22 protein-coding genes, 1 riboswitch and 1 other annotated feature are annotated in these 20293 nt (G+C 27.9%); of the genes, 3 read left to right on the top strand and 19 right to left on the bottom strand.

Annotation, left to right across the window (positions count from 1 at the left end; translation table 11 throughout):
- Nucleotides 1–11: 11 nt before the first annotated feature.
- The 6 genes from H8923_RS07710 to H8923_RS07685 form a co-directional block, all read right to left on the bottom strand.
- A complete protein-coding gene (locus H8923_RS07710; RefSeq protein ID WP_153926189.1) occupies nt 12–1022 on the bottom strand; it encodes an ABC transporter permease in 1011 nt (336 codons plus the stop codon).
- Nucleotides 1023–1037: 15 nt separating this feature from the next.
- Entirely contained in the window at nt 1038–1964 is a 927-nt protein-coding gene (locus H8923_RS07705) for an ABC transporter permease (protein WP_153926188.1), read from the bottom strand.
- 545 nt (nt 1965–2509) lie between these two features.
- On the bottom strand, nt 2510–3244 hold the full coding sequence (locus H8923_RS07700) for an ABC transporter ATP-binding protein (RefSeq protein WP_243239218.1): 735 nt from the start codon (nt 3242–3244) through the stop codon (nt 2510–2512).
- Entirely contained in the window at nt 3213–4223 is a 1011-nt protein-coding gene (locus H8923_RS07695; RefSeq protein ID WP_153926186.1) for an ABC transporter substrate-binding protein, read from the bottom strand. The genes H8923_RS07700 and H8923_RS07695 overlap by 32 nt, the downstream gene beginning before the upstream one ends.
- A 10-nt stretch (nt 4224–4233) precedes the next feature.
- A complete protein-coding gene (locus H8923_RS07690; protein ID WP_153926185.1) occupies nt 4234–4998 on the bottom strand; it encodes an ABC transporter permease in 765 nt (254 codons plus the stop codon).
- Nucleotides 4973–5263, bottom strand: coding sequence for an MTH1187 family thiamine-binding protein (locus H8923_RS07685; protein ID WP_147540290.1), 291 nt, complete (start codon nt 5261–5263; stop codon nt 4973–4975). The genes H8923_RS07690 and H8923_RS07685 overlap by 26 nt, the downstream gene beginning before the upstream one ends.
- A gap of 79 nt (nt 5264–5342) precedes the next feature.
- A riboswitch (TPP riboswitch) is annotated at nt 5343–5442 on the bottom strand.
- Between the two features lie 261 nt (nt 5443–5703).
- Here H8923_RS07685 and H8923_RS07680 point away from each other — a divergent pair.
- Nucleotides 5704–6315, top strand: a complete 612-nt coding sequence (locus H8923_RS07680) for an NUDIX hydrolase (RefSeq protein WP_153926184.1) — start codon at nt 5704–5706, stop codon at nt 6313–6315.
- Nucleotides 6316–6399: 84 nt separating this feature from the next.
- Here the strand turns inward: H8923_RS07680 and H8923_RS07675 are convergent, their stop codons facing one another.
- The 8 genes from H8923_RS07675 to miaB form a co-directional block, all read right to left on the bottom strand.
- Nucleotides 6400–6729, bottom strand: a complete 330-nt coding sequence (locus H8923_RS07675) for a PTS lactose/cellobiose transporter subunit IIA (RefSeq protein ID WP_153926183.1) — start codon at nt 6727–6729, stop codon at nt 6400–6402.
- A 10-nt stretch (nt 6730–6739) separates the two neighbouring features.
- Nucleotides 6740–7471, bottom strand: a complete 732-nt coding sequence (chbG, locus tag H8923_RS07670) for a chitin disaccharide deacetylase (RefSeq protein WP_153926182.1) — start codon at nt 7469–7471, stop codon at nt 6740–6742.
- A gap of 8 nt (nt 7472–7479) precedes the next feature.
- Nucleotides 7480–8790, bottom strand: coding sequence for a 6-phospho-beta-glucosidase (locus H8923_RS07665; RefSeq protein ID WP_153926181.1), 1311 nt, complete (start codon nt 8788–8790; stop codon nt 7480–7482).
- Between the two features lie 31 nt (nt 8791–8821).
- Entirely contained in the window at nt 8822–9895 is a 1074-nt protein-coding gene (locus H8923_RS07660) for a PTS sugar transporter subunit IIC (protein ID WP_243139917.1), read from the bottom strand.
- A gap of 15 nt (nt 9896–9910) precedes the next feature.
- On the bottom strand, nt 9911–10114 hold the full coding sequence (locus H8923_RS17310) for a hypothetical protein (RefSeq protein ID WP_243139916.1): 204 nt from the start codon (nt 10112–10114) through the stop codon (nt 9911–9913).
- Between the two features lie 33 nt (nt 10115–10147).
- Nucleotides 10148–10459, bottom strand: coding sequence for a PTS sugar transporter subunit IIB (locus H8923_RS07655; protein WP_153926180.1), 312 nt, complete (start codon nt 10457–10459; stop codon nt 10148–10150).
- 195 nt (nt 10460–10654) lie between these two features.
- Entirely contained in the window at nt 10655–11359 is a 705-nt protein-coding gene (locus H8923_RS07650) for a GntR family transcriptional regulator (RefSeq protein ID WP_153926179.1), read from the bottom strand.
- Between the two features lie 196 nt (nt 11360–11555).
- Nucleotides 11556–12986, bottom strand: a complete 1431-nt coding sequence (miaB, locus tag H8923_RS07645) for a tRNA (N6-isopentenyl adenosine(37)-C2)-methylthiotransferase MiaB (protein WP_153926178.1) — start codon at nt 12984–12986, stop codon at nt 11556–11558.
- 198 nt (nt 12987–13184) lie between these two features.
- Here miaB and H8923_RS07640 point away from each other — a divergent pair, with 198 nt between their 5' ends.
- Together H8923_RS07640 and H8923_RS07635 are read left to right on the top strand one after the other, a co-directional pair.
- Nucleotides 13185–13841 (top strand): DUF421 domain-containing protein, encoded by a 657-nt coding sequence (locus tag H8923_RS07640; protein WP_153926177.1) that lies wholly within the window; start codon nt 13185–13187, stop codon nt 13839–13841.
- Nucleotides 13842–13861: 20 nt separating this feature from the next.
- Nucleotides 13862–14242 carry a DUF4363 family protein gene (locus H8923_RS07635; RefSeq protein WP_153926176.1) on the top strand — a complete coding sequence of 127 codons (381 nt, stop codon included), beginning with the start codon at nt 13862–13864 and terminating at the stop codon, nt 14240–14242.
- A gap of 69 nt (nt 14243–14311) precedes the next feature.
- Here the strand turns inward: H8923_RS07635 and H8923_RS07630 are convergent, their stop codons facing one another.
- From H8923_RS07630 to H8923_RS07610, 5 genes are all read right to left on the bottom strand, one after another.
- The gene (locus tag H8923_RS07630; protein WP_153926175.1) at nt 14312–15532 is read right to left on the bottom strand and encodes an argininosuccinate synthase; all 1221 of its coding nucleotides are present in this window, start codon (nt 15530–15532) and stop codon (nt 14312–14314) included.
- Nucleotides 15533–15686: 154 nt separating this feature from the next.
- Nucleotides 15687–15896: a binding site (T-box leader), on the bottom strand.
- 80 nt (nt 15897–15976) lie between these two features.
- A complete protein-coding gene (gene truA, locus H8923_RS07625) occupies nt 15977–16714 on the bottom strand; it encodes a tRNA pseudouridine(38-40) synthase TruA (RefSeq protein WP_153926174.1) in 738 nt (245 codons plus the stop codon).
- A 29-nt stretch (nt 16715–16743) separates the two neighbouring features.
- Nucleotides 16744–18174: a sensor histidine kinase gene (locus H8923_RS07620; protein WP_187127885.1), complete on the bottom strand. Its 1431-nt coding sequence runs from the start codon at nt 18172–18174 to the stop codon at nt 16744–16746.
- Nucleotides 18175–18176: 2 nt separating this feature from the next.
- On the bottom strand, nt 18177–18875 hold the full coding sequence (gene walR / locus H8923_RS07615) for a cell wall metabolism DNA-binding response regulator WalR (protein ID WP_153926173.1): 699 nt from the start codon (nt 18873–18875) through the stop codon (nt 18177–18179).
- A gap of 17 nt (nt 18876–18892) precedes the next feature.
- On the bottom strand, nt 18893–20287 hold the full coding sequence (locus tag H8923_RS07610; RefSeq protein WP_153926172.1) for a hypothetical protein: 1395 nt from the start codon (nt 20285–20287) through the stop codon (nt 18893–18895).
- Nucleotides 20288–20293: the final 6 nt, after the last annotated feature.

The raw sequence follows: 20293 nt of genomic DNA, 5'->3' as shown, positions 1-20293 counted from the left end.
ATTTTGTCCCCCTATCTCTTTAATCTTGGATCAAGTGCATCTCTTAATCCATCCCCAAATAAGTTAAATGCAAGTATAATAATACTTATAGCAACTGCTGGGAACATTAATCTGTATGGATATGATGATATTCCAGATAATGCATCTGATGCTAAGGAACCTAAGCTTGCTAGTGGTTTACTTACACCAATTCCTAAGAAGCTTAAAAAGGCTTCTGTAAATATCGCTGAGGGTATTTGTAACATTGTAGTTACGACTAATTGACCAACACAGTTTGGAAGTAAGTGTTTATATATTAATCGTTTATTATTTGCACCTAATGCACGTGCTGCACTAATATATTCCATCTCTTTTAATTGTAAAACTTGCCCTCTTACAATCCTCGCCATACCAACCCAATATAAAAGTCCATAAACTATAAACATAGCTATAATACCCGGTCCTAGAGTCTGAAGAACTCCAAATGCTTTTCCAGAATCAAAGGCTTTTGTTAATGGTTCATGTAGTACTATTCTAAGTAATATAATAACTAACATATCAGGTAATGAATAAATTATTTCAACTATCCTCATCATTACTGTATCTATTTTACCACCTGCAAGCCCAGATATAGCTCCATAAATAGATCCTATAACTAAAACTATAACTGCAGAGCCTATACCAATTAATAATGATATTCTTGCTCCAACCATAGTTCTTACTAATAAATCTCTACCTAACTTGTCAGTTCCAAATGGATGTTCCATGCAAGGGAATAGATTTTCATGTCCCCTAATTTGTTGATCATATGTATATGGACTTAAGAAAGGTCCTATAAATGCAAAACCTATAATTAATATAATTGCTACTAATGCAATCATTGCAATTTTATTTTCTTTTAATCTTCTCCATGCGTCTTTCCAGTAGCTTGTATTTTCCCCCATAGTTATTAAACTTTGTTGTACTTCTTTTGTAACTGGTTTGAAGTCATCTGGAGATAAATCAACTTCACAGTTAAATTTCTTACTATTATCTAAAATCATAAAAGTTGTCCCCCCTTATTCATCTAACTTAATTCTTGGATCTACCAGTTTATATAAGATGTCACAAACTAAGTTCATTAATATAATAAATGATGCTAAGAAAACAGTTGTTCCCATTATAAGGTTATAATCCCTTGCATCTATTGCTTTAATAAAATATCTTCCAAGCCCTGGAATATTGAATACTTTTTCTACAACAAAACCACCAGTTAATGTAAATGCTACTAATGGTCCTAAATACGTTATTACTGGAATAAGTGAGTTTTTTAAAGCATGTTTAAATGTAACTATAAACTCTGACATTCCTTTTGCCCTTGCTGTTCTAATATAATCTTGGCCTAATGAATCTAACATGCTTGATCTCATTAGTCTTGTTATGTAACACATAGGATAAAATCCTAATGTAAATACAGGTAATATATAGCTAGATGGATTGCTTAAACCATAAGTAGGTAATAAATTTAATTCAATTGCAAATATTAACATGGATGCTGTTGCTATTACAAATGACGGAACAGCAATACCTAATGTTGATACAACACGGATTACACTGTCCTCCCATTTACCTCTTTTCAAAGCTGATAGGCATCCTAATGGTATTCCTACTAATAGTGCAAAGCCAATTGCCATTGCACCAATTCTTGCTGATATAGGGAAAGAATCTGCGATTATTTTTGTGACTGGTACATTTTTTTGAAGTTTATAACTTACACCTAAATCTCCTTGTAATAATTGTTGTAAGTATATTTTGTATTGTACTAATACCGGCTTATCCAGTCCGTACTTCTCATTTAAAGCTTGTTGCGCTATTTCATTTGTTTTCTCTGAAGCAAATGGACTTCCTGGTACTAGTTTCATTAAAAAGAATGTAATTGTAGCAGCAACAAATATTGTAAATATTGCCATCATAATACGTTTAAAAACATATTTTGCCGTGTCCATACGTAAATCCCCCTTTTACTAATATCTAATTTAACTTTATAAAACTCTTTTACTCTCCCTACACCCATGCATTAAACTTTAGAATTTAAATTTTCTAAATTTTTAGAAATATGAAAATTCATTTAAGTTATTTACATTTTAGTGTACATTATGTTAAAAGTCAATAACTCTAAATTCTTATTATTTTTTAACTTTTTATATTAATTCTATGCTTATTCATTAAAATTATTAAGTATTTAGTAATTTATAAGTATAAGTTTAATCAAAAAACTGTTTTTAAGTTTATTTATAAAAGTTGAATATTTATTCTAAATTTTTTATATAATGCAACTAATATAGAAATAAATACTATTTTGTAATTTTACCATGCAATTTTTATAAACTTTTTACTCATTTCTTGGAATATTTCCATATAATTTCTTATAAAAAAAGCCACAAAGGAATATTAAAGATCTAATCTTTGATAATTACCTTTATGGCTTTATGATTTTATTTTAATTAAATAGTAGCACTATAAATATTTAAAAGTCAATAATTATATAAATTTATAGTAGACTTAATATCTCATTTTTTAATTTAATAACTTGCTCCATTTTTTTATCATTATTATCAGTCTTGTTAACAATAAACTCCTTTTTCACACTAGCTGGCTTTTGAGAAATAACATATATTCTATTAGATAACATTATCGCCTCATCTATATCATGAGTTATAAGAATAATAGTTGAATTAACCCTACCTTTTACTTCTAGTAACCATCTTTGCATTGATAGTTTTGTTATAGAATCTAATGCACCAAAAGGTTCATCTAAAAGCATAATATCGTCAGAATTAATATAAGTCCTTAAAAAGTTTGCTCTTTGCTTCATACCACCTGATAATTCATTTGGATATTTATTTTCGTATCCACTTAGGCCAAATACTTTAAAATAAGGATTTACTATTTCCTTTGCTTCTTTTTTGCTTTTTTTATTAAGTATTAATGGTAGTGCCACATTATCTATAATTGTCTTATATGGTAGTAATAAATCTTTTTGATACATATAGCTTATCTTGCCATTAACATTAATATCTCCACTGTCAGTACCAGTTAGATTACATATTAAGTTAAATATTGTACTTTTTCCACATCCACTCGGACCTAAAATTGATACAAATTCACCTTCATATACATCCATACTTATGTTATCTAATATTTTTGTTCCATCATAGCTCTTGCTAACATTATTTATACTGATTTTTTTATTTTTATTCTGGTAAGAATTCATTTGTATAAGCATCTTTTGCTTCCATATCCTTATCTATCAAATTATATTCCCTTAAGAATTCTGTATAATTATCCCATACCTTATCTTTCATTTCTCCCCATTTAGTTGCATCATCTTTATATTTAGTTGCTAAATACTCTTGGCTCTTAATAGCTAAATCCTCTTCTATTTCAGGAGCATATTTAACAAGTATTTTAGCAGACTCTGTTGGGTTCTCTATTGCATACTCATATCCCTTTGTCGTTGCTTTTAAGAATTTCTTCACTAAGTCTGGATTTTGGCTAATAAGTTTTTCATTTGATATTATAAGTGGAGTATAGTAATCTAATCTCTCATCTAAATCTTTAATTGGCATAAAGTTTAAGTCTATACCTTTTCTAGTAGCTTCAACACCATCCCATCCTTCAAATATCCAGGCAAAGTCAACATTCTTACTAGTAGCTGTAAAGAAATCATCTGTTCCTATATCTACTATTTTTAATTTACTTATATCTGCATTATTTTTTTCCATAACAGCCTTAAATATAGCTTCTTCTGATGGAGACCCCCATCCACCATAAGTTTTTCCTTCAAAATCCTTAACTGTATTAATATTCCTATCGACTGGTGAAGCAAATCCAGATGTATTATGTTGTATTATTGTTGCTACAGCCTTTATAGGAAGTGGGTCTTTGCTTGTCTTAGCATAAGTTACTTCTTCTTGATAACTTATGCCAAAGTCTGCCTTACCTGTTGCAACTAAAGTTGCTGCACCTCCATCAGAAGGTTGTACTATATCTACATCTAACCCTTCATCTTTATAATATCCATTTTCTAATGCTACATATAATCCAGTATGGTTAGTATTTGGTGTCCAGTCTAGAACCATAGTAACTTTTTCTAGCTGATCTTTATTTGAACTAGATTCAGCATTCTTAGTTGAACATCCTACTAAACTTCCTAAAGTTAAAGTTCCTATTAGGGATAAAATCCCCATTTTTTTTAATCTCATAATATCCTCCCTAATTCTTATGTCTTAATACAATCTTTTTTATTACTTGAATTATTCCCACAAATATTAAACTACTAACTACAACAATTAATGTTGATGCAAATACTTTATCTAAAGCATATGCACTTTTTGATCTAACCATATAAACTCCAAGCCCTTGGCTTCCTCCTAACCACTCAGCAACTGTGGCTGCCATTACAGCATAAGTAGATGATATCTTAAGACCAGAAAACAATTTATCCATTGACATAGGAAATTTAAGATGGATAAACGTATTTAGTTTACTTGCATTCATAGTTTTAAACAAATTTAAATAATCTATATCTAAATTTTCCATACCATCAACAAAATTTATTAATATTGGGAAGAAACAAGTTAATGTTACCATTAATACTTTTGGTAATGTACCAAAACCAAACCAAATAATTAATAAAGGTGCTATTGTTATTGTAGGTATTGTTTGGGTAACAAGCATTATAGGATAAAAGCACTTTTTAAAAATAGGTATAAAGTCCATCATTATCCCCATTATTAATGCTATTATAATGGATAATATAAATCCTAATAAAGCTTCATTTAATGTAATTACAGTATGTAAGTATAAACTTTCATAGTCTGTAAAAAATACCCCTACAATATCAATAGGTGATGGCAATATATACTGCGGAACATTAAATCCTTCAACCACAAGTTGCCAGATAATTAATATTATTAAAAACGTTATTATAGGATATAAGCTATTTTTTATTTTATCTATGATTCTTAAGTTTCTCATCTATTGTTATGCCCCCAGATTTTTCGTCTATTCTAGCAACAGTTATGACTCTTTCACATCCAAGGTTAAAAGGTATTCTATGTATTTTCTTTAATAAATCAAATACTTCATCAAATTCTCCTTCTATTGTTGTACTCATTGCTGCAACTTCATATTTTAGACCACTTTTGGCTATTTCTTCTATGCAAGCATCAACTACTTTATACATTTCATCTTCTCCTGCATAAGGCCTTAAAGGCATTACTGCTACATCTGCTATTACCATGATTCTACCTCCTAATTTTTTTGCATAATAAAAGTCTTACCTAATATAGGTAAGACTATAAATTAACTAACTAAATAATTAATTTTAATTACTATCTCCCTACGCTGGCATTATCCAAACAGGTTAAAGGGTCGAGATCTACATCTCCTCTCAGCCATTAGGCTCCCCTGATATATATTTTGTAATTTAATTATACTACACTTGTTTATTTTTTACAATTTTTTATACATAATCTATCTTATATTAAAAATTTCTTGAAAATATTTAAAGTGTTTTATACATTTTAGTATATACCCTTAATTTCTCAATCGAATCTTTTTATTTTTCAATATCTTACAAATATATCAATTAAAATATTTTTATTTATCAGTTATTTTTATTTATTAATAGTATAATATATGTATATATATTCTTTTTTACACTACAGCATGGAGGATAAAATGTTAAAAAGTATAAGAAATAAATTTGAAAATTATAAACCTTATATAAATGGATTTGAAAATATGAAAAGATATTCTATATTAGTTCCTATTGTTAAAATAGAAGATTCTTACTATATACTATTTGAAGTAAGATCAAAAAATCTAAGAACTCAACCAAGTGAAATATCATTCCCTGGAGGTAGGATAGAAAATGGAGAAAGCCCTCTGGATGCTGCCATTAGAGAAACATGTGAAGAATTAGGTACCAATAAATATAACATTGAGATAATATCTCAACTTGATTTGCTTATTACTCATATGAATCTAATAATCCACCCTTATGTAGGCATATTAAACAATATAGATAATTTAGATATAAATAAAGATGAGGTTGATCATACATTCTTAGTTCCTATTATTCATTTAATAGAAAATAAACCAACATATTATAAAAATAAATTAGAAGTTGTACCAGATGATAAATTTCCATATGATATTATACCAAATAAAGAAGACTATAAATTCCAAGAAAGTAGCTATCCTGTACTATTTTATGAGTATGAAGATTACGTTATATGGGGACTTACTGCACGAATTCTTGAAAACTTCTTAAAAGTTCTAACAGAATAATTTATTAATAATAAAAATCCCACTATATAATAGTTTTTCTATTATATAGTGGGATTTTTGAATAGTTGGTCATAGGATTTATATTTAAATTTGAACTGCCTTCTCTTCTAATCTTTCATATAAGTCTATAAACTCCTCTGATAATTGTTGAAAGTTCATTGCATTCATAAGATGGTCTTGAGCGTGTACTAGTATAACACTCATTTCAGTTTTATTTCCTTGGGCTTCATTTTGAATCAATTCAGTTTGATATCTATGAGCTTTTTGTATTGCTTCCTTGGATTCTTTTATTAAATTTCTTGCTTTTTCAATATTTCCTTTTTTAGATTCACTAATAGCTTCAAATGCTAATCCTTTAGCATCACCAGCATATCCAATAATACCAAAAGATATCTCTATAATTTTATCTTCCATTTTTATCCCCCTAAATGTCTTTATAATTTGAAATTATAATATTATTTTCTTCTAATGCCTTCTTAATTTTACCAGATGTTAATATTTTATATTCTTTAGTTCTATCTATTGCATATGAAGTTGAATTTAAAATGAAATCATCTAAAAAAGCCGGATGACACATCATATCAACTACATCATATCTTTGTATTTCTTTTAATATTTTTATAAAGTAATCCTCACTTACATTTTCCTTATAAAAACTATCTATAAGCTTAACTGTCTTTTTATACTCCATACTGTATTCAAATCCGCCCCTGATTGGCAAAGTATATTTATCTAGTATCTTTTCTATAACAGGTTTTAATCCTGTTAATGTATGAACATGATGATGACTATCTAAATGACATATTTCTATACCAAAATCAATTACTCTTTCAATTTGAGCACAAAATTCGTTGTATATCTCATCTAAATCCATACTTTTAAGAATGTCATTAGTAATACCTCTATAAAAGTTACCATTATCGTCAACTATAGTATTTAAATTAGTTAATAGTGGTTTACCACAACTAAGAGTAAGATGTACTCCACAGCTTAACGTTTTATGTTCTTTAAGTAGTGATATAGCATGTTCAACTCCAGGCATGTTTGCCATCATTGTTGTAGAGCTTACTATACCATTTTTATGAGCTGAAATTATTCCATAGTTTACAGCTTCACAATATCCAAAATCATCTGCATTTATTATAAGCTTTGTCATAACATTACCTACCTTTTAAATTGTGGAAGATACTCTTTGTGTGCTTCAAGCATTTCATCCAATATTACTTTTGCTAAATCGTCAGATGGTATAAGAGGATTTATACATAAAGATAAAAGTGCACTATTATAATCTCCATAAACTGCAGCCTTTGCAGCTAAAAGTTCAAAAGATTTTATTTGGCTTACTAATCCATGAACTGATTCTGGTAAATACCCAATTGATAATGGCTTAGGTCCAGTTTTTGTTATTACGCTACTGACTTCTACAGCTTGATCGTCCCTAAAATCTCTTATGGAACCATTATTTAATGTGTTTACAACTTGTATATCTTTCTTATCATTATATATAGAACTAATTAAATTACATGCCGCATCACTATAATACGCACCTCCTCTTTTTTCTAATTGAGGTGGTTTTATATCTAATTTTTCATCTTTATATAAATCAAACAATTGACCTTCTAGTTCTTTAACTACTTCTGCTCTAGATTTTCCTTCTTTGTATTCTTGTAATTCATCTTGTAACATTTCTTTAGTTTTATAATAATATCTATGATATGGACAAGGTATTGCACCTAACGATTTTATAAAATCTGAATTAAAATCTATAGATTTAATATTTTGCATTGATATATCAGATTGTACAAATTTATCAATAGCTTCTTTTGTAATATCTTCTCCATCTAAAGAAACATTCAATCCATAAACCATATGATTAAGACCAGCAAAGTCCATGCTAATTCTATCTGAATCTACTTCAAATAGCTTAGCTACATTATTTTTCAAATGTATTGGTACATTGCATAATCCTATATATTTTTTGAATTTTGTATATCTAAACACAGCTTCTGTAATAATCCCTGTAGGATTTGTAAAATTAATAACCCATGCATTTGGACATAATTCCTCTACATCTTTTAATATATCAAATATTACCGGTATAGTGCGAAGGGCTTTAAATAGCCCCCCTGCACCATTAGTTTCTTGACCTATTACACCATGAGATAAAGGAATTCTTTCATCTTTTATTCTTGCATCTAAAAGGCCTACTCTTAACTGTGTAGTTACAAAGTCTGCTCCTCTTAGAGCTTCTTTTCTATCTAAAGTAAGATATATTTTCATATCTATACCAGCTTTTTTAACCATTCTTTTAGCTAAATTACCTACTATTTCAAGCTTTTCTTTTCCAGCTTCTATATCTACAAGCCATAACTCTGAAACAGGTAATTCTTTATGTCTTTTTATAAATCCTTCAACTAATTCAGGAGTATAACTAGATCCCCCTCCAATTGTAACTATTTTTAATCCTTTTCCCATCTCATATACCGTCCTTATTATTTACTATATCTTAATTAGCAGATTTTTCTGCTTTTTTCGCTTCCATCTTTTCTGACATTACTACGAATGGTAAGTATATAACAACAGATATAATTAAGTTGATTGCTGCTAATATTCCTCCACTCAAGCTTCCTGTAGCCATTAGTCCTCCTAATATTGGTGGAGTTACCCATGGTATCTTCGGCATAATAACTGGTGCAACCATACCAAAGTCTATTGCTAAATAAGCTATTGCTGTACATATTACTGGAGAAATTATAAATGGTATCATAAATATTGGGTTCATAACTATAGGTAAACCAAATATTAATGGTTCACTTATATTAAATAATGCTGGTGGTCCACCTAAAGCTATCATTTCTTTACGTCTTCTACCTGCTATTATTAATGCTATTACTAATCCTAATAACATTCCTGAACCACCTAAGTAAACAAAAGCGTCAAAGAATGCCCCTGCCATAACATTAAATCCTTCAGTTGCTCCTTGTTCTATTAAAGCAGCATTTTCTCCACCTAATTTCATTAACATTGTTTCAGTAAATGGTAATGCTATGTTTGCACCATGAAGTCCAAATATCCATAAGAAATGAACAAAGAATGCTATTAACATTGCTCCACCTAAACTATCTGCTACATTTGATAATGGTGTTCCTAAATAAGTATTTAATAAATCTGTTAAGTATTTCCCATCAAATATTTTATTTATAAATATCGCTGCAAAAGTAAATATTGTTATTGTTAATACTCCTGGTATTAATTTAGCAAATGATCTTGCTACTTCTGGAGGTACACCATCTGGCATTTTAATTGTCATTTGCTTTATTCTAGATAATCTAACAAATATTTCTGTAGATAGTAATCCTATAATAATAGCTGTAAATAATGCATCAGTACCTGTATATGCTTTTGGTAAAGCTCCCCATCCAGTTACTGCTTCAGTAGCACCTTCTGGCAAGAAGGAAAACGATTGTGGAGCTAATATAAAAAATATACTTAAAGCAATAAGACCTGCTTGTAATCCATTCTCATCATATGATTTAGCTAAGAAATAAGCAACTCCAACAACCAAGAATAATGACATCATACATATAGCAGTCCATCATACATTTCCACCAAATACAGTCCAATTTTCACCAAAAACACTTGCCATAAAATTTTGATAGGCTTTAATTGGTAAGTTATTTATTAATGTACCAATTGCTCCTATCATAGTTATCGGTATCATCGCAACAAAGGCATCTCTTACTGCAACAAGGTGTCTTTGAGCACCTATCTTTCCAGCAATCTCCATAAATTTATCCATTTTTTCTCCCCCATAATATTAATATATTAATTTTTATTTATTATTATATAATTCCAAAGCTCTATCTAACACTGCTTTACCATTACATCTTCCATAATCCATCATATTAATAACCTCTACTGGAACATTGAAAGGTTTTGCCATTTCACTAGCCTTATTTAGAACATATCTAACTTGAGGTCCTAAAAGTAACACATCACATTTTTCTATTTCATTTTTTAGATTTACTTCTGATATTGCCCAAATCTCTGCCTCAATATCGTTTTCCTTAGCTGCAGCCTCCATTTTTGTTACTAGCAAACTTGTTGACATACCTGCTGAGCAAGCTAACATTATCTTTACCATTTTAATTTCCCCCTTTTAGTATTTAAAACTAGATATTTACCCTTATTATGTATAATTTTGGATAATAAAGAATATATGTATACATTCTTGTTAAATGTATATACATTTACTTCTTAATAATATTATAGTTTAAATGTATATACATTTGCAACAATAGTTTTCAAATTTTTCAATTTTTCTTTTAAAAATTTATAATTATTCTGATACTGCGTTTAATGTTAAAGTATATCCATGATGGTAAGTATGCGAATATTCAAACACATCACCGTTTTGAAGTCTGCATACTTGATTTATATATAAAATAGGTTCTACTTGACTAAGTTCTAGTTTTTGCATTATCTCTTCATCAGAAATAATAGCTTGTACCTCTCTTTCCGACACTGCTATTTTATATCCACATATATCTTCAACAAAACTATATAATGATTTTTTACAGTAATTTTCATTTAAGTTAGGAAATAGCTTAACAGGCATATACGTAATCATATAAGACACTCTTTCGTTATCAGCTAATCTAACTCTTTTCACTTCCCATACATTTTCATTTTCTTCTATATTTAAATTGCTAGCTAAGACTTCATCTGCTTGAACTATATTTAATTCTAGTAATATATTTGATACTTCATATCCTTTTCTATTCATCTCTTTAGTAAAACCACTTATAGCTGAAATATTATCATATATTCTACTACCTATTACTATACTTCCTATACCTCTTTGCCTACTTATATATCCATCTTTTACTAGGTTATTTAAAGCTGATCTTACTGTCATACGAGTAACGTTAAACTCTTCACTTAACTGTTTTTCTGATGGTATTAAATCTCCTTTTTTCAACTTTTCTGAGTTTATTAAGTCTTTTACATAATTTTCTATTACTTTGTAGATAGGTTCCTTCATTGTTAGCACTCCTTTATATTAAAAATTAAATGTATACTTTCATAAATAAAATGTATATACATTTAACGTAAACTATTTTCACTTATTTAGCAACTATATTTTTAAATAAATTAAAAAGAAGTATAAATAAACTATATTTAAGTTTAGTTATACTTCTTTTATTAATTAATCATATCCGTTATATAATATTTAACATTTATATCTCTTTACCAATTAATGAGAAACCAGTTGCAGATGTTATTTCTACATTAATTAATTTTCCAATTAAATCTTCACTCTTTGCATCAAAATTTACTAATTTATTTTGTCTAGTTCTTCCCATAAATCTATTATCATCAGTTTTGCTTTTTCCTTCAACTAATACTTCAACAGTTTTACCTATATAGCTTTGATTTATTTCTCCAACTATTTCATTTACCTTACTTAATACTCTATTAAATCTTTCATGTTTAATATCTTCAGGTATTTGATTTTCCATTTCTGCAGCTGGAGTTCCTTTTCTCTTAGAATATATAAATGTAAATGCAGAATCGTATCTTACTTTTTCTACCACATCTATAGTATCTAATAAATCTTCTTCTGTTTCACCTGGGAATCCTATCATTAAGTCTGTTGAAAATGCTATATCTGGAACTTCTTTCTTAGCTTTTTCAATTATCTCTAAGTATTGTTCTTTAGTGTAATGTCTATTCATCACTTTTAGTAATGAAGAACTTCCGCATTGTACCGGTAAGTGTAAGAATTCACATACCTTATCACAATCTCTTATTGCATAAATTACTTCATCAGATATATCTTTTGGATGAGAAGTCATAAATCTTATTCTCTCTATTCCTTCTATCTTATTTACTTCACGTAAAAGCTCTGCAAATGTCATAGGATTTTCTAATGTTTTTCCATAAGAATCAACATTTTGCCCTAATAAAGTAACTTCTTTTGTTCCATTTGCAACTAACTCTTTTATTTCATTTAATATATCTTCTGGTGTTCTACTTCTTTCTCTACCTCTAGTGTATGGAACTATACAATATGTACAGAAATTATTACATCCATACATAATATTTACGAAAGCTTTTAATTCAAACTTTCTATTACTCTTAAGACCTTCTACTACTTCTCCATCTACATCCCATACGTCAACTAATATCTTTTCAGATTCTATTGATTTAGTTAATAACTCTGGGAACTTATATAAATTATGAGTTCCAAAAACTAAGTCTACGTGCTTGTATTTAGATTTTATTTCTTTAACTACATGTGGTTGTTGCATCATACATCCACATACAGCAATTTTTAAATCAGGATTTTTTCTTTTAGCTAGTTTTAAATGTCCTAAATTACCAAATACTTTAAGTTCAGCATTTTCTCTTACTGCACATGTATTATATATTATTAAATCACATTCATCTACCATCATACCTTGCTCATATCCCATACTATCTAGCATAGCACAAAGTTTTTCTGAGTCATGCTCATTCATTTGACATCCAAAAGTTTGAATTATATATTTAGGCTTTACTTGGTGTATAGCGTAGTATCTAGAATTTTGCTCTGCTATTGCTTCTATAAATCTATCTTGTTCCTCTATTTTTTCCATAGGAACTTGTACTTGTTTTCTCTTTGACAAAGTTGATTCCTCCTATAATTATTTCTATTTTACTAAACATAGAAATAATTATATCAAATTAAAATAAATTTTAAAAGATATTAGTTACATAATATACCTATATAATACTTTATTAAGTATATTTTTGCTGAATTCTTATTAAAAAAATTGGAAACACTATTTAAATAATACCTTTATAGAAATAAAAGGAGAATAAATATGTTAGTAGTTTTAATTAGAAGTATTATATTATATATAGCTGTATTAATCTCACTAAGAGTTATGGGAAAAGGTGAAATAGCAGAAATGAACTCTTATGATTTAGTTATTACATTACTAATAGCAGATGTAGTTTCTATGCCTATGGAAAATAATAATATACCTATGATTAATGGAATAGCTAGTTTAACTGGTTTAGTTTTAATGCAAACAATTATATCTTATCTTTCTTTAAAAAGCAGAAAATTTAATTCTTTTTTATGCGGTAAGCCTTCTATTTTAATTAATAAAGGAAAGATAGATCAAAAGGAATTAAAAAAAGAAAGAATAAGTATAGATGAACTCTTAGAACAACTTAGAATTCAAGGTTTTTTTAATTTAAAAGAAGTACAGTATGCAATCTTAGAAACTGACGGAAATTTAAGTGTAGTTCCTTCTGAAAGTCACAGCGATTCTCCTTCAGTTACCTTTAAACATTTACCTATCTCTTTAATTATTGATGGTAGAGTAATACATAGAAGTTTAAAATCAATTGATAAAAATGAAGATTGGTTATTAGAAATTATAAAATCTAATCAAATTAACAATTTTAAGGATGTACTTATTTGTATCTTAGATGAATGCGATGAAATATTTATTCAAAAGAAGAAAATTTGACAATATGAGGTGATTAACTTATGAAGTCTGTAATTGGTGTAATAGTATGGACTATTTTATTTACATTATTAGGAATATATATAAATGATGAAGTCTATGAATTTACAGATAAGTATACATCTAATATAAATGTAATTGAACAGCATATTGAAGATGATAATTGGAGTGAAGCTTCTAAAGAACTTGACTCTTATTCAAAGAATTATTATAAGGAAAAAGAAATGTGGTATAAAATATTAGATCATACTTATTTTGATGATATATGTTTATACATTAATATATTAGATAAATCAATTCTTACAGAAAATAAAACGCAATCTTTCATTGAAATAGAAAAAATAAAAATGACTTTTGATAATATTCTTGAAAGTGGAAAGTTTGATATTAATCATATATTCTAACCTTTTAATAAAAAAATAGCTAAGGATTTAAATTTAATCCGTAGCTATTTTTTATATATTTTATTTTGCTTATTCTACTATTTCACTAATTATATTTTTATTTTGCTTCATAGCATTTATTTTTAAAGGCAATGTAAATAAATTTATAAATCCTTCAGCATCCTTATGATCATAAAACTCACTGTTTCCAAAAGAAGATATTCCTTGATTATAAAGTGGTGAATCTGCAAATATCCCAGCAGGTTTAATATTTCCTTTATAAAGCTTTAATTTTACACTTCCATTTACATTTTCCTGAGTAGTATCTATAAAGGCATCAATCGCTTCTCTTAATTTGCTATGCCATAATCCATTATATATAAGTTCTCCATATTTATAAGAAACAACTTGTTTGTAATGTAATGTTTCTTTATCCAATGTAGCACTTTCTAATATATTGTGTGCTTCATATAAAATAGTTCCTCCTGGTGTTTCATATACCCCTCTAGACTTCATTCCTACAAGTCTATTTTCTAATATATCCACTACTCCTATTCCATGCTTAGAACCTAATTTATCTAAAGTATAAATTAAGTCAACTGGATCTAACTCTTTTTTATTTACTTTCTTTGGGATACCTTGTTCAAAATATATTTCTACATACTCAGCTACATCACATCCATCTTCAGGAGCTACTATTTTTTTATAAATATCTTTACTATGCTCATTTTCTAAGTCTTCAATATTGCCACCCTCTGTTGATACATGCCATAAATTATCATCTACTGAGTATATTTTTTCTTTAGTTGCTATAACAGGAATATTATGTTTTTCTGCATAATCTAATGCGTCTTCTCTTGATTTTATATCCCATATTCTCCATGGAGCAATAACCTTTATTGTTGGGTCTAATGCTGCTATAGTTGATTCAAATCTTACTTGATCATTTCCTTTTCCGGTACATCCATGACAAATATATTTTGCGCCTTCCATTTGAGCTATCTCAACTAATTTTTTTGCTATTATTGGTCTAGCTAAAGAAGTTCCTAATAAGTACTTTCCTTCGTACTTAGCTTCAGCTTTTATTGCTTGATATATTGTTGTTGTAACAAATTCTTCTCTTAAATCTTCTACATAAGCTTTACTTGCTCCACTTTTAATTGCTTTTTCATGTATTCCATCCATTTTATCATCTTGACCAACATTCCCACAAACTGCAATTACGTCTATATCATAGTTTTCTTTTAACCAAGGAATTATTATTGATGTATCTAATCCTCCTGAATATGCTAATACCACTTTTTCTTTCATATCTTTTTCCCCCTATACATGTTTTTTCTAAAAATTAAAAGCCTCTTAGTCAAAAGACTAAGAGGCGAAATTTCGCGGTACCACTCTTATTGATAATTTACTTATTAATAATTAGTAACTTTATTTTTAAATATAAAAAACGCCTCTTGGAAAACCAAGAGACGAATTAATATCCGCGTTACCACTCTAATTAATAAGATAAACTTACCCACTCTTTCTCTTAAGGCGAGACATACCGACTATTTTACTTTTTTCAAATAACCTTCTCCAAAGCTCTCTTCACTTAAATCTTTTTATTAGGCTTCCACCATCCCTAACTCTCTATAAAATCCATTTAAGCTACTTTCTTTTTCATAGAATTTAATATATTTTATTAATTATCTTTTATGAAATAATAATAATTTATCATTAATAATATGTCAATTCTATAAATAGTTTTATATATTAATATTTAACTTTATATAAAAATAATCCTTTTGATGGTGCAGTATCCGAGGCTTCTGCTCTATTTTTAACTTCTAACATAGCTTTTATATCCTCTGGAGTTTTTTTTCTAAGACCTACATCAACTAACGCTCCTGCAATTATTCTTACCATGTTATATAAGAATCCATTACCTTCAATATAAATTTCTATTAAGTTTTTATTTTCTTGTATTTCTATTGAGTAAATTTCTCTTACATTGCTTTTCTTTTTTGATTTAGAAGAAGCAAAACTTGTAAAGTCATGCTCTCCTATTAAATATTTACTTCCTTCTCTCATAAGGTCTATATCAAGTTTCTTTTCAACATGATAAGAGTATTTCCTATTAAAAGTATTGTGGAATTTATTATTATCTATTCTATATAAGTAAACCTTAGATTTTGCATTATATCTAGAATGGAATCTTTCTCCAACATCTTCGATACTTCTAATAACAATATCTTCAGGTAAATACTCATATAAGTATTTTTGTATTTTTTCTATAGAATCAGTACTCTTTGTTTTAAAGTTTACAACTTGCCCATAAGCATGTACTCCCATATCAGTTCTACCAGACCCTATTATTTCTATATCTTCATTTGTCATTTTAGAAAGAACAGCTTCAATCTTACCTTGTATTGTCATATCATTATCTTTAAGCCTTTGGAATCCTTTGTATCTAGATCCATCATATTCTACTGTCATTTTTATATTTCTCATTTTTATCCTCTTTCTTTAATTTATAAAAACTAGATAGATTCAAGTATTTTATTTTTTAAAGTAAATGTAATAGTAGTTCCAATGTCTTTTTCGCTTTCTATTTTCATTTTACCACCATGAAGTTTCACTATCTCGTTACTAATAGCAAGTCCTAAACCACTACCTGATTTATTAATATCTTCTTGAAAAAATTTATCTAATACTTTTTCTAAATTTTCTTTTTTAATTCCTGAACCAGTATCCTTAACTTTAATAGTTGTAAACTCTTCATTTTGAGACACTATAACATCTATTTCTCCTTCAGGTGGAGTGAATTTAATTGCATTTTGTATTAGGTTAATTAATACTTGTCTTAGCCTATTTTTATCACCTTGAATCGCATTTAAATCCGTAACTTCAAATTTTGATGATAATTTTATATTATTTTCAATGGCTTTTACTTTTAGTTGATTAACAACTCCTTTTGCTAAAGCTTCTACATCCACTATGTCCACTTGAAGTCTTATTCTATCCGAAGATAGTCTAGAAAAATCTAATAATTCTTCAACTAATTTAATTAACCTTTCAGTCTCGTCTTGTATAATTCCAAGACCTAAATCTAGTTCGTCTCTAGTTATATTTTCATATCCTAAAGTTTCACTCCAACCTTTTATTGAAGTTAATGGAGTTCTTAATTCGTGAGATATAGAAGAGATAAACTCTTCTTTTAATCTTCGAGTTTTATCTATTTCAGTAGCCATATGCTCAAATGTTTGAGCCAGATCACCGATTTCATCATTTCTTATTTTATTATTCTTTAGTTTAATATTGTAATTTCCATGAGCTAATTCATTAGCGAATTCTTTTAATTCTCTAAGTGGCTGTATTAATGTTTCTGCAAATCTTAAACTTATAGATATTGTTATTAATAAAATAAATACACCAGCAAGTATAAGGCCAAGTACTAACTTAAAAATAGTTTTGTCTATAGCATTTAAAGTAACTGTATATCTTACAACACCTTCTATTACGTTATTAACTTTTAATGGAACAGATATACTCATTAAATGTTCATTAGTATCTGTAATCCTATATGTATATGGTGTTAAATTACTTGAATCACGTAGTGCATTATCTATATCTTCAGAATCAATCTTTTCATTAGTCCTAAACCCATATTGGTCTATAATTAGGTTTTTATCTTTATCTATTATCTGCACAGCATATTTTGAATTAGTTCTCAATTTTTCCTTTTCAATAATATTATTAACCTTAGTTTCAAAACTAGAAGACTCATTACCTATACTTGTGTATGTATCTTTAGTAAATGCAGCATGACTAGTTAAAGATTGTTTTACAGAATCATAGTAATAGTTTTGAATATAAAACATAAATAACCCTTCAAACAAGGCAATTGTTATGATAATTATTGTAAAATAATATTTAATTATCCTTCTTCTTAACCCTTCAAAATGTAACACTACTAGTCTTCCTTTCTAAAACTATATCCATACCCCCATACTGTTTGTATATATTTAGGTTTAGATGGATCATCTTCTATTTTGTTTCTTATCCTTCTTATATTTACGTCAACAATTTTAAAGTCATATAAATAATTACTTCCCCAAACCTCTTTTAATATTTGATCTCTACTTAATGATTGGCTACCATTTGTCATTAAGTATTTTACAATTGAAAATTCAGTTGGAGTAAGCTCAATTTCTTCATTATTTTTAAATAATTTCCTCTTATCAATATCAAGGACAAATGGATGTGATACTATTTCATTTGTTTTAGATTTAGTTTCATCTTTTTTAACTCTTCTAAGTAAAGCCGATACCCTCACTAGCAATTCTTTTATACTAAATGGCTTTACCATATAGTCGTCAGCTCCAGAGATAAAACCTTCTATCTTATCTTCTTCTTGTGATTTAGCAGTAAGCATTATAACTCCTACTTGATCAAAATTTTGTCTTATAAACTTACATATTTCTATACCACTCATATCAGGTAACATAACATCTAAAAGTGCTATTGATATGTCATCTTCTTTAGATAATTTTTCTATAGCTTCACTTCCTGATCCTGCTTCAATAACTTCGTAACCTTCTCTTTTCAGATTTATACTAACAAAACTTCTTATTCCTATTTCATCTTCTAATACTAATATTTTTTCCTTCATAAATATCCTCCCATATATTATTCATATATTAAAGAAAAATAATCCTTTAATGCTTCTTTTGTAATATCTAGTTTCTCTAATTCCTCTGTATCATCAATAGTTAATGAGAAATTATACTTCTCTGTTTCTTTAAGAAGAATCGATGTTTGATTTACTAAGTTAATATTTTTATTTTCATCAACAATATTTCTACTTGATGCAGTTATTGTAAATAAAAGTTTTGATTTATCTCCTGTAGCATCGTTGTAGTAGAATTTAAACAGAACATTATCAAGGTTTTGCTCTTGTTCTATATAAATTTTGTTTGCTAAATTATTTGGTATAAGGAATTTATAATTATATTCGTAATTATAATAAATTTGAATCGTGAATAATAACCCAGAATTCTCATCAGTTTTACCATTCCATCTATACCAACTAATATTTGCAGATGATTTTGATGTATAAGTATTTTCATTTAGACTTCCATTTAATATAGGAATATCTATTACTTTATCTTTATTAACATCCTCTATAGGAATATAGTAAGATTTCATAAGATTTTTATCATCATCTTTGAACGCTTTTTTAATAGACCCATTTTCAAGGTAAATCATTTGTGTAAAATAACTACTATCTTTAATAATAGGAATATCAAGGACTACTCCTCTTATTGTTGATCCTTTTACTTGACTTGATATATTTCCAAATGTTATATATAAATCACTTATATTTTTCACATTTTTAAATTTCACATAATCAACTAATTTAATTCCATTATCAAAATTAAGTATACTTACATACATTTCGCTATTTTTATAATCATAGTTCACCATTAGTATATCTAAGATATTATCATCATTAATGTAACCAATCTTAATCTTCATATCACTTAAGTATTCTCTATTTTTAATCCATGTAGGTTCTGAATTATATACTTCTTTTATTTCTCCATCTATATATTTATATAAATATAATCTAGTTTTACTCTTGCCTTTAATAGCTAAGACAATTTCTTTATTTCCATCATTATCTAAATCATAGAAGTTAGCATAATCTATAGATTCTCCTACTTTTAAAATATCTGCTATCTCTTCATAAGTGCCATCATATTTCTGACTCAAAATCATAAACCCAACTTCATTTTCATTAGTGTTAAGATTTTTCTTTTTTTCAAAAGCAACTACTTCATTTATATCATCGTTATTTAAATCTACTTTGTTTATTTCTCCTACATCTTGAGAATTAGAAGGGAGAGCTAATGATGCAGGTTTAACTAACATCTTATTTATACTATCGTATAGTGCTTTATTTTCTTCATTGTAAATTGGCTTTTTATCTATTAAACTTTCTGGCGATTCACTGCTTGAGACACAACCAGTCATAAAGAGCATAAGTATCCCCAATAAAGCAGTGCTTTTAAATAACTTCATTCAGCT

Origin of the sequence: Romboutsia faecis (genome assembly GCF_014323405.1) — a bacterium.
GTDB lineage: Bacteria > Bacillota > Clostridia > Peptostreptococcales > Peptostreptococcaceae > Romboutsia_E > Romboutsia_E faecis.
The sequence above is the reverse complement of the archived record's forward strand: the minus strand, read 5'-3'. Positions and strand labels throughout refer to the sequence as shown.

What these genes read in the sequence shown, in the direction of transcription:
- H8923_RS07710 (WP_153926189.1), bottom strand. Translation starts at nt 1,022, where the DNA reads ATGATTTTAGATAATAGTAAGAAATTTAACTGTGAAGTTGATTTATCT.
- H8923_RS07705 (WP_153926188.1), bottom strand. Translation starts at nt 1,964, where the DNA reads ATGGACACGGCAAAATATGTTTTTAAACGTATTATGATGGCAATATTT.
- H8923_RS07700 (WP_243239218.1), bottom strand. Translation starts at nt 3,244, where the DNA reads ATGCTTATACAAATGAATTCTTACCAGAATAAAAATAAAAAAATCAGT.
- H8923_RS07695 (WP_153926186.1), bottom strand. Translation starts at nt 4,223, where the DNA reads ATGAGATTAAAAAAAATGGGGATTTTATCCCTAATAGGAACTTTAACT.
- H8923_RS07690 (WP_153926185.1), bottom strand. Translation starts at nt 4,998, where the DNA reads ATGAGAAACTTAAGAATCATAGATAAAATAAAAAATAGCTTATATCCT.
- H8923_RS07685 (WP_147540290.1), bottom strand. Translation starts at nt 5,263, where the DNA reads ATGGTAATAGCAGATGTAGCAGTAATGCCTTTAAGGCCTTATGCAGGA.
- H8923_RS07680 (WP_153926184.1), top strand. Translation starts at nt 5,704, where the DNA reads ATGTTAAAAAGTATAAGAAATAAATTTGAAAATTATAAACCTTATATA.
- H8923_RS07675 (WP_153926183.1), bottom strand. Translation starts at nt 6,729, where the DNA reads ATGGAAGATAAAATTATAGAGATATCTTTTGGTATTATTGGATATGCT.
- chbG (WP_153926182.1), bottom strand. Translation starts at nt 7,471, where the DNA reads ATGACAAAGCTTATAATAAATGCAGATGATTTTGGATATTGTGAAGCT.
- H8923_RS07665 (WP_153926181.1), bottom strand. Translation starts at nt 8,790, where the DNA reads ATGGGAAAAGGATTAAAAATAGTTACAATTGGAGGGGGATCTAGTTAT.
- H8923_RS07660 (WP_243139917.1), bottom strand. Translation starts at nt 9,895, where the DNA reads ATGATGTCATTATTCTTGGTTGTTGGAGTTGCTTATTTCTTAGCTAAA.
- H8923_RS17310 (WP_243139916.1), bottom strand. Translation starts at nt 10,114, where the DNA reads ATGGATAAATTTATGGAGATTGCTGGAAAGATAGGTGCTCAAAGACAC.
- H8923_RS07655 (WP_153926180.1), bottom strand. Translation starts at nt 10,459, where the DNA reads ATGGTAAAGATAATGTTAGCTTGCTCAGCAGGTATGTCAACAAGTTTG.
- H8923_RS07650 (WP_153926179.1), bottom strand. Translation starts at nt 11,359, where the DNA reads ATGAAGGAACCTATCTACAAAGTAATAGAAAATTATGTAAAAGACTTA.
- H8923_RS07640 (WP_153926177.1), top strand. Translation starts at nt 13,185, where the DNA reads ATGTTAGTAGTTTTAATTAGAAGTATTATATTATATATAGCTGTATTA.
- H8923_RS07635 (WP_153926176.1), top strand. Translation starts at nt 13,862, where the DNA reads ATGAAGTCTGTAATTGGTGTAATAGTATGGACTATTTTATTTACATTA.
- H8923_RS07630 (WP_153926175.1), bottom strand. Translation starts at nt 15,532, where the DNA reads ATGAAAGAAAAAGTGGTATTAGCATATTCAGGAGGATTAGATACATCA.
- truA (WP_153926174.1), bottom strand. Translation starts at nt 16,714, where the DNA reads ATGAGAAATATAAAAATGACAGTAGAATATGATGGATCTAGATACAAA.
- walR (WP_153926173.1), bottom strand. Translation starts at nt 18,875, where the DNA reads ATGAAGGAAAAAATATTAGTATTAGAAGATGAAATAGGAATAAGAAGT.
- H8923_RS07610 (WP_153926172.1), bottom strand. Translation starts at nt 20,287, where the DNA reads ATGAAGTTATTTAAAAGCACTGCTTTATTGGGGATACTTATGCTCTTT.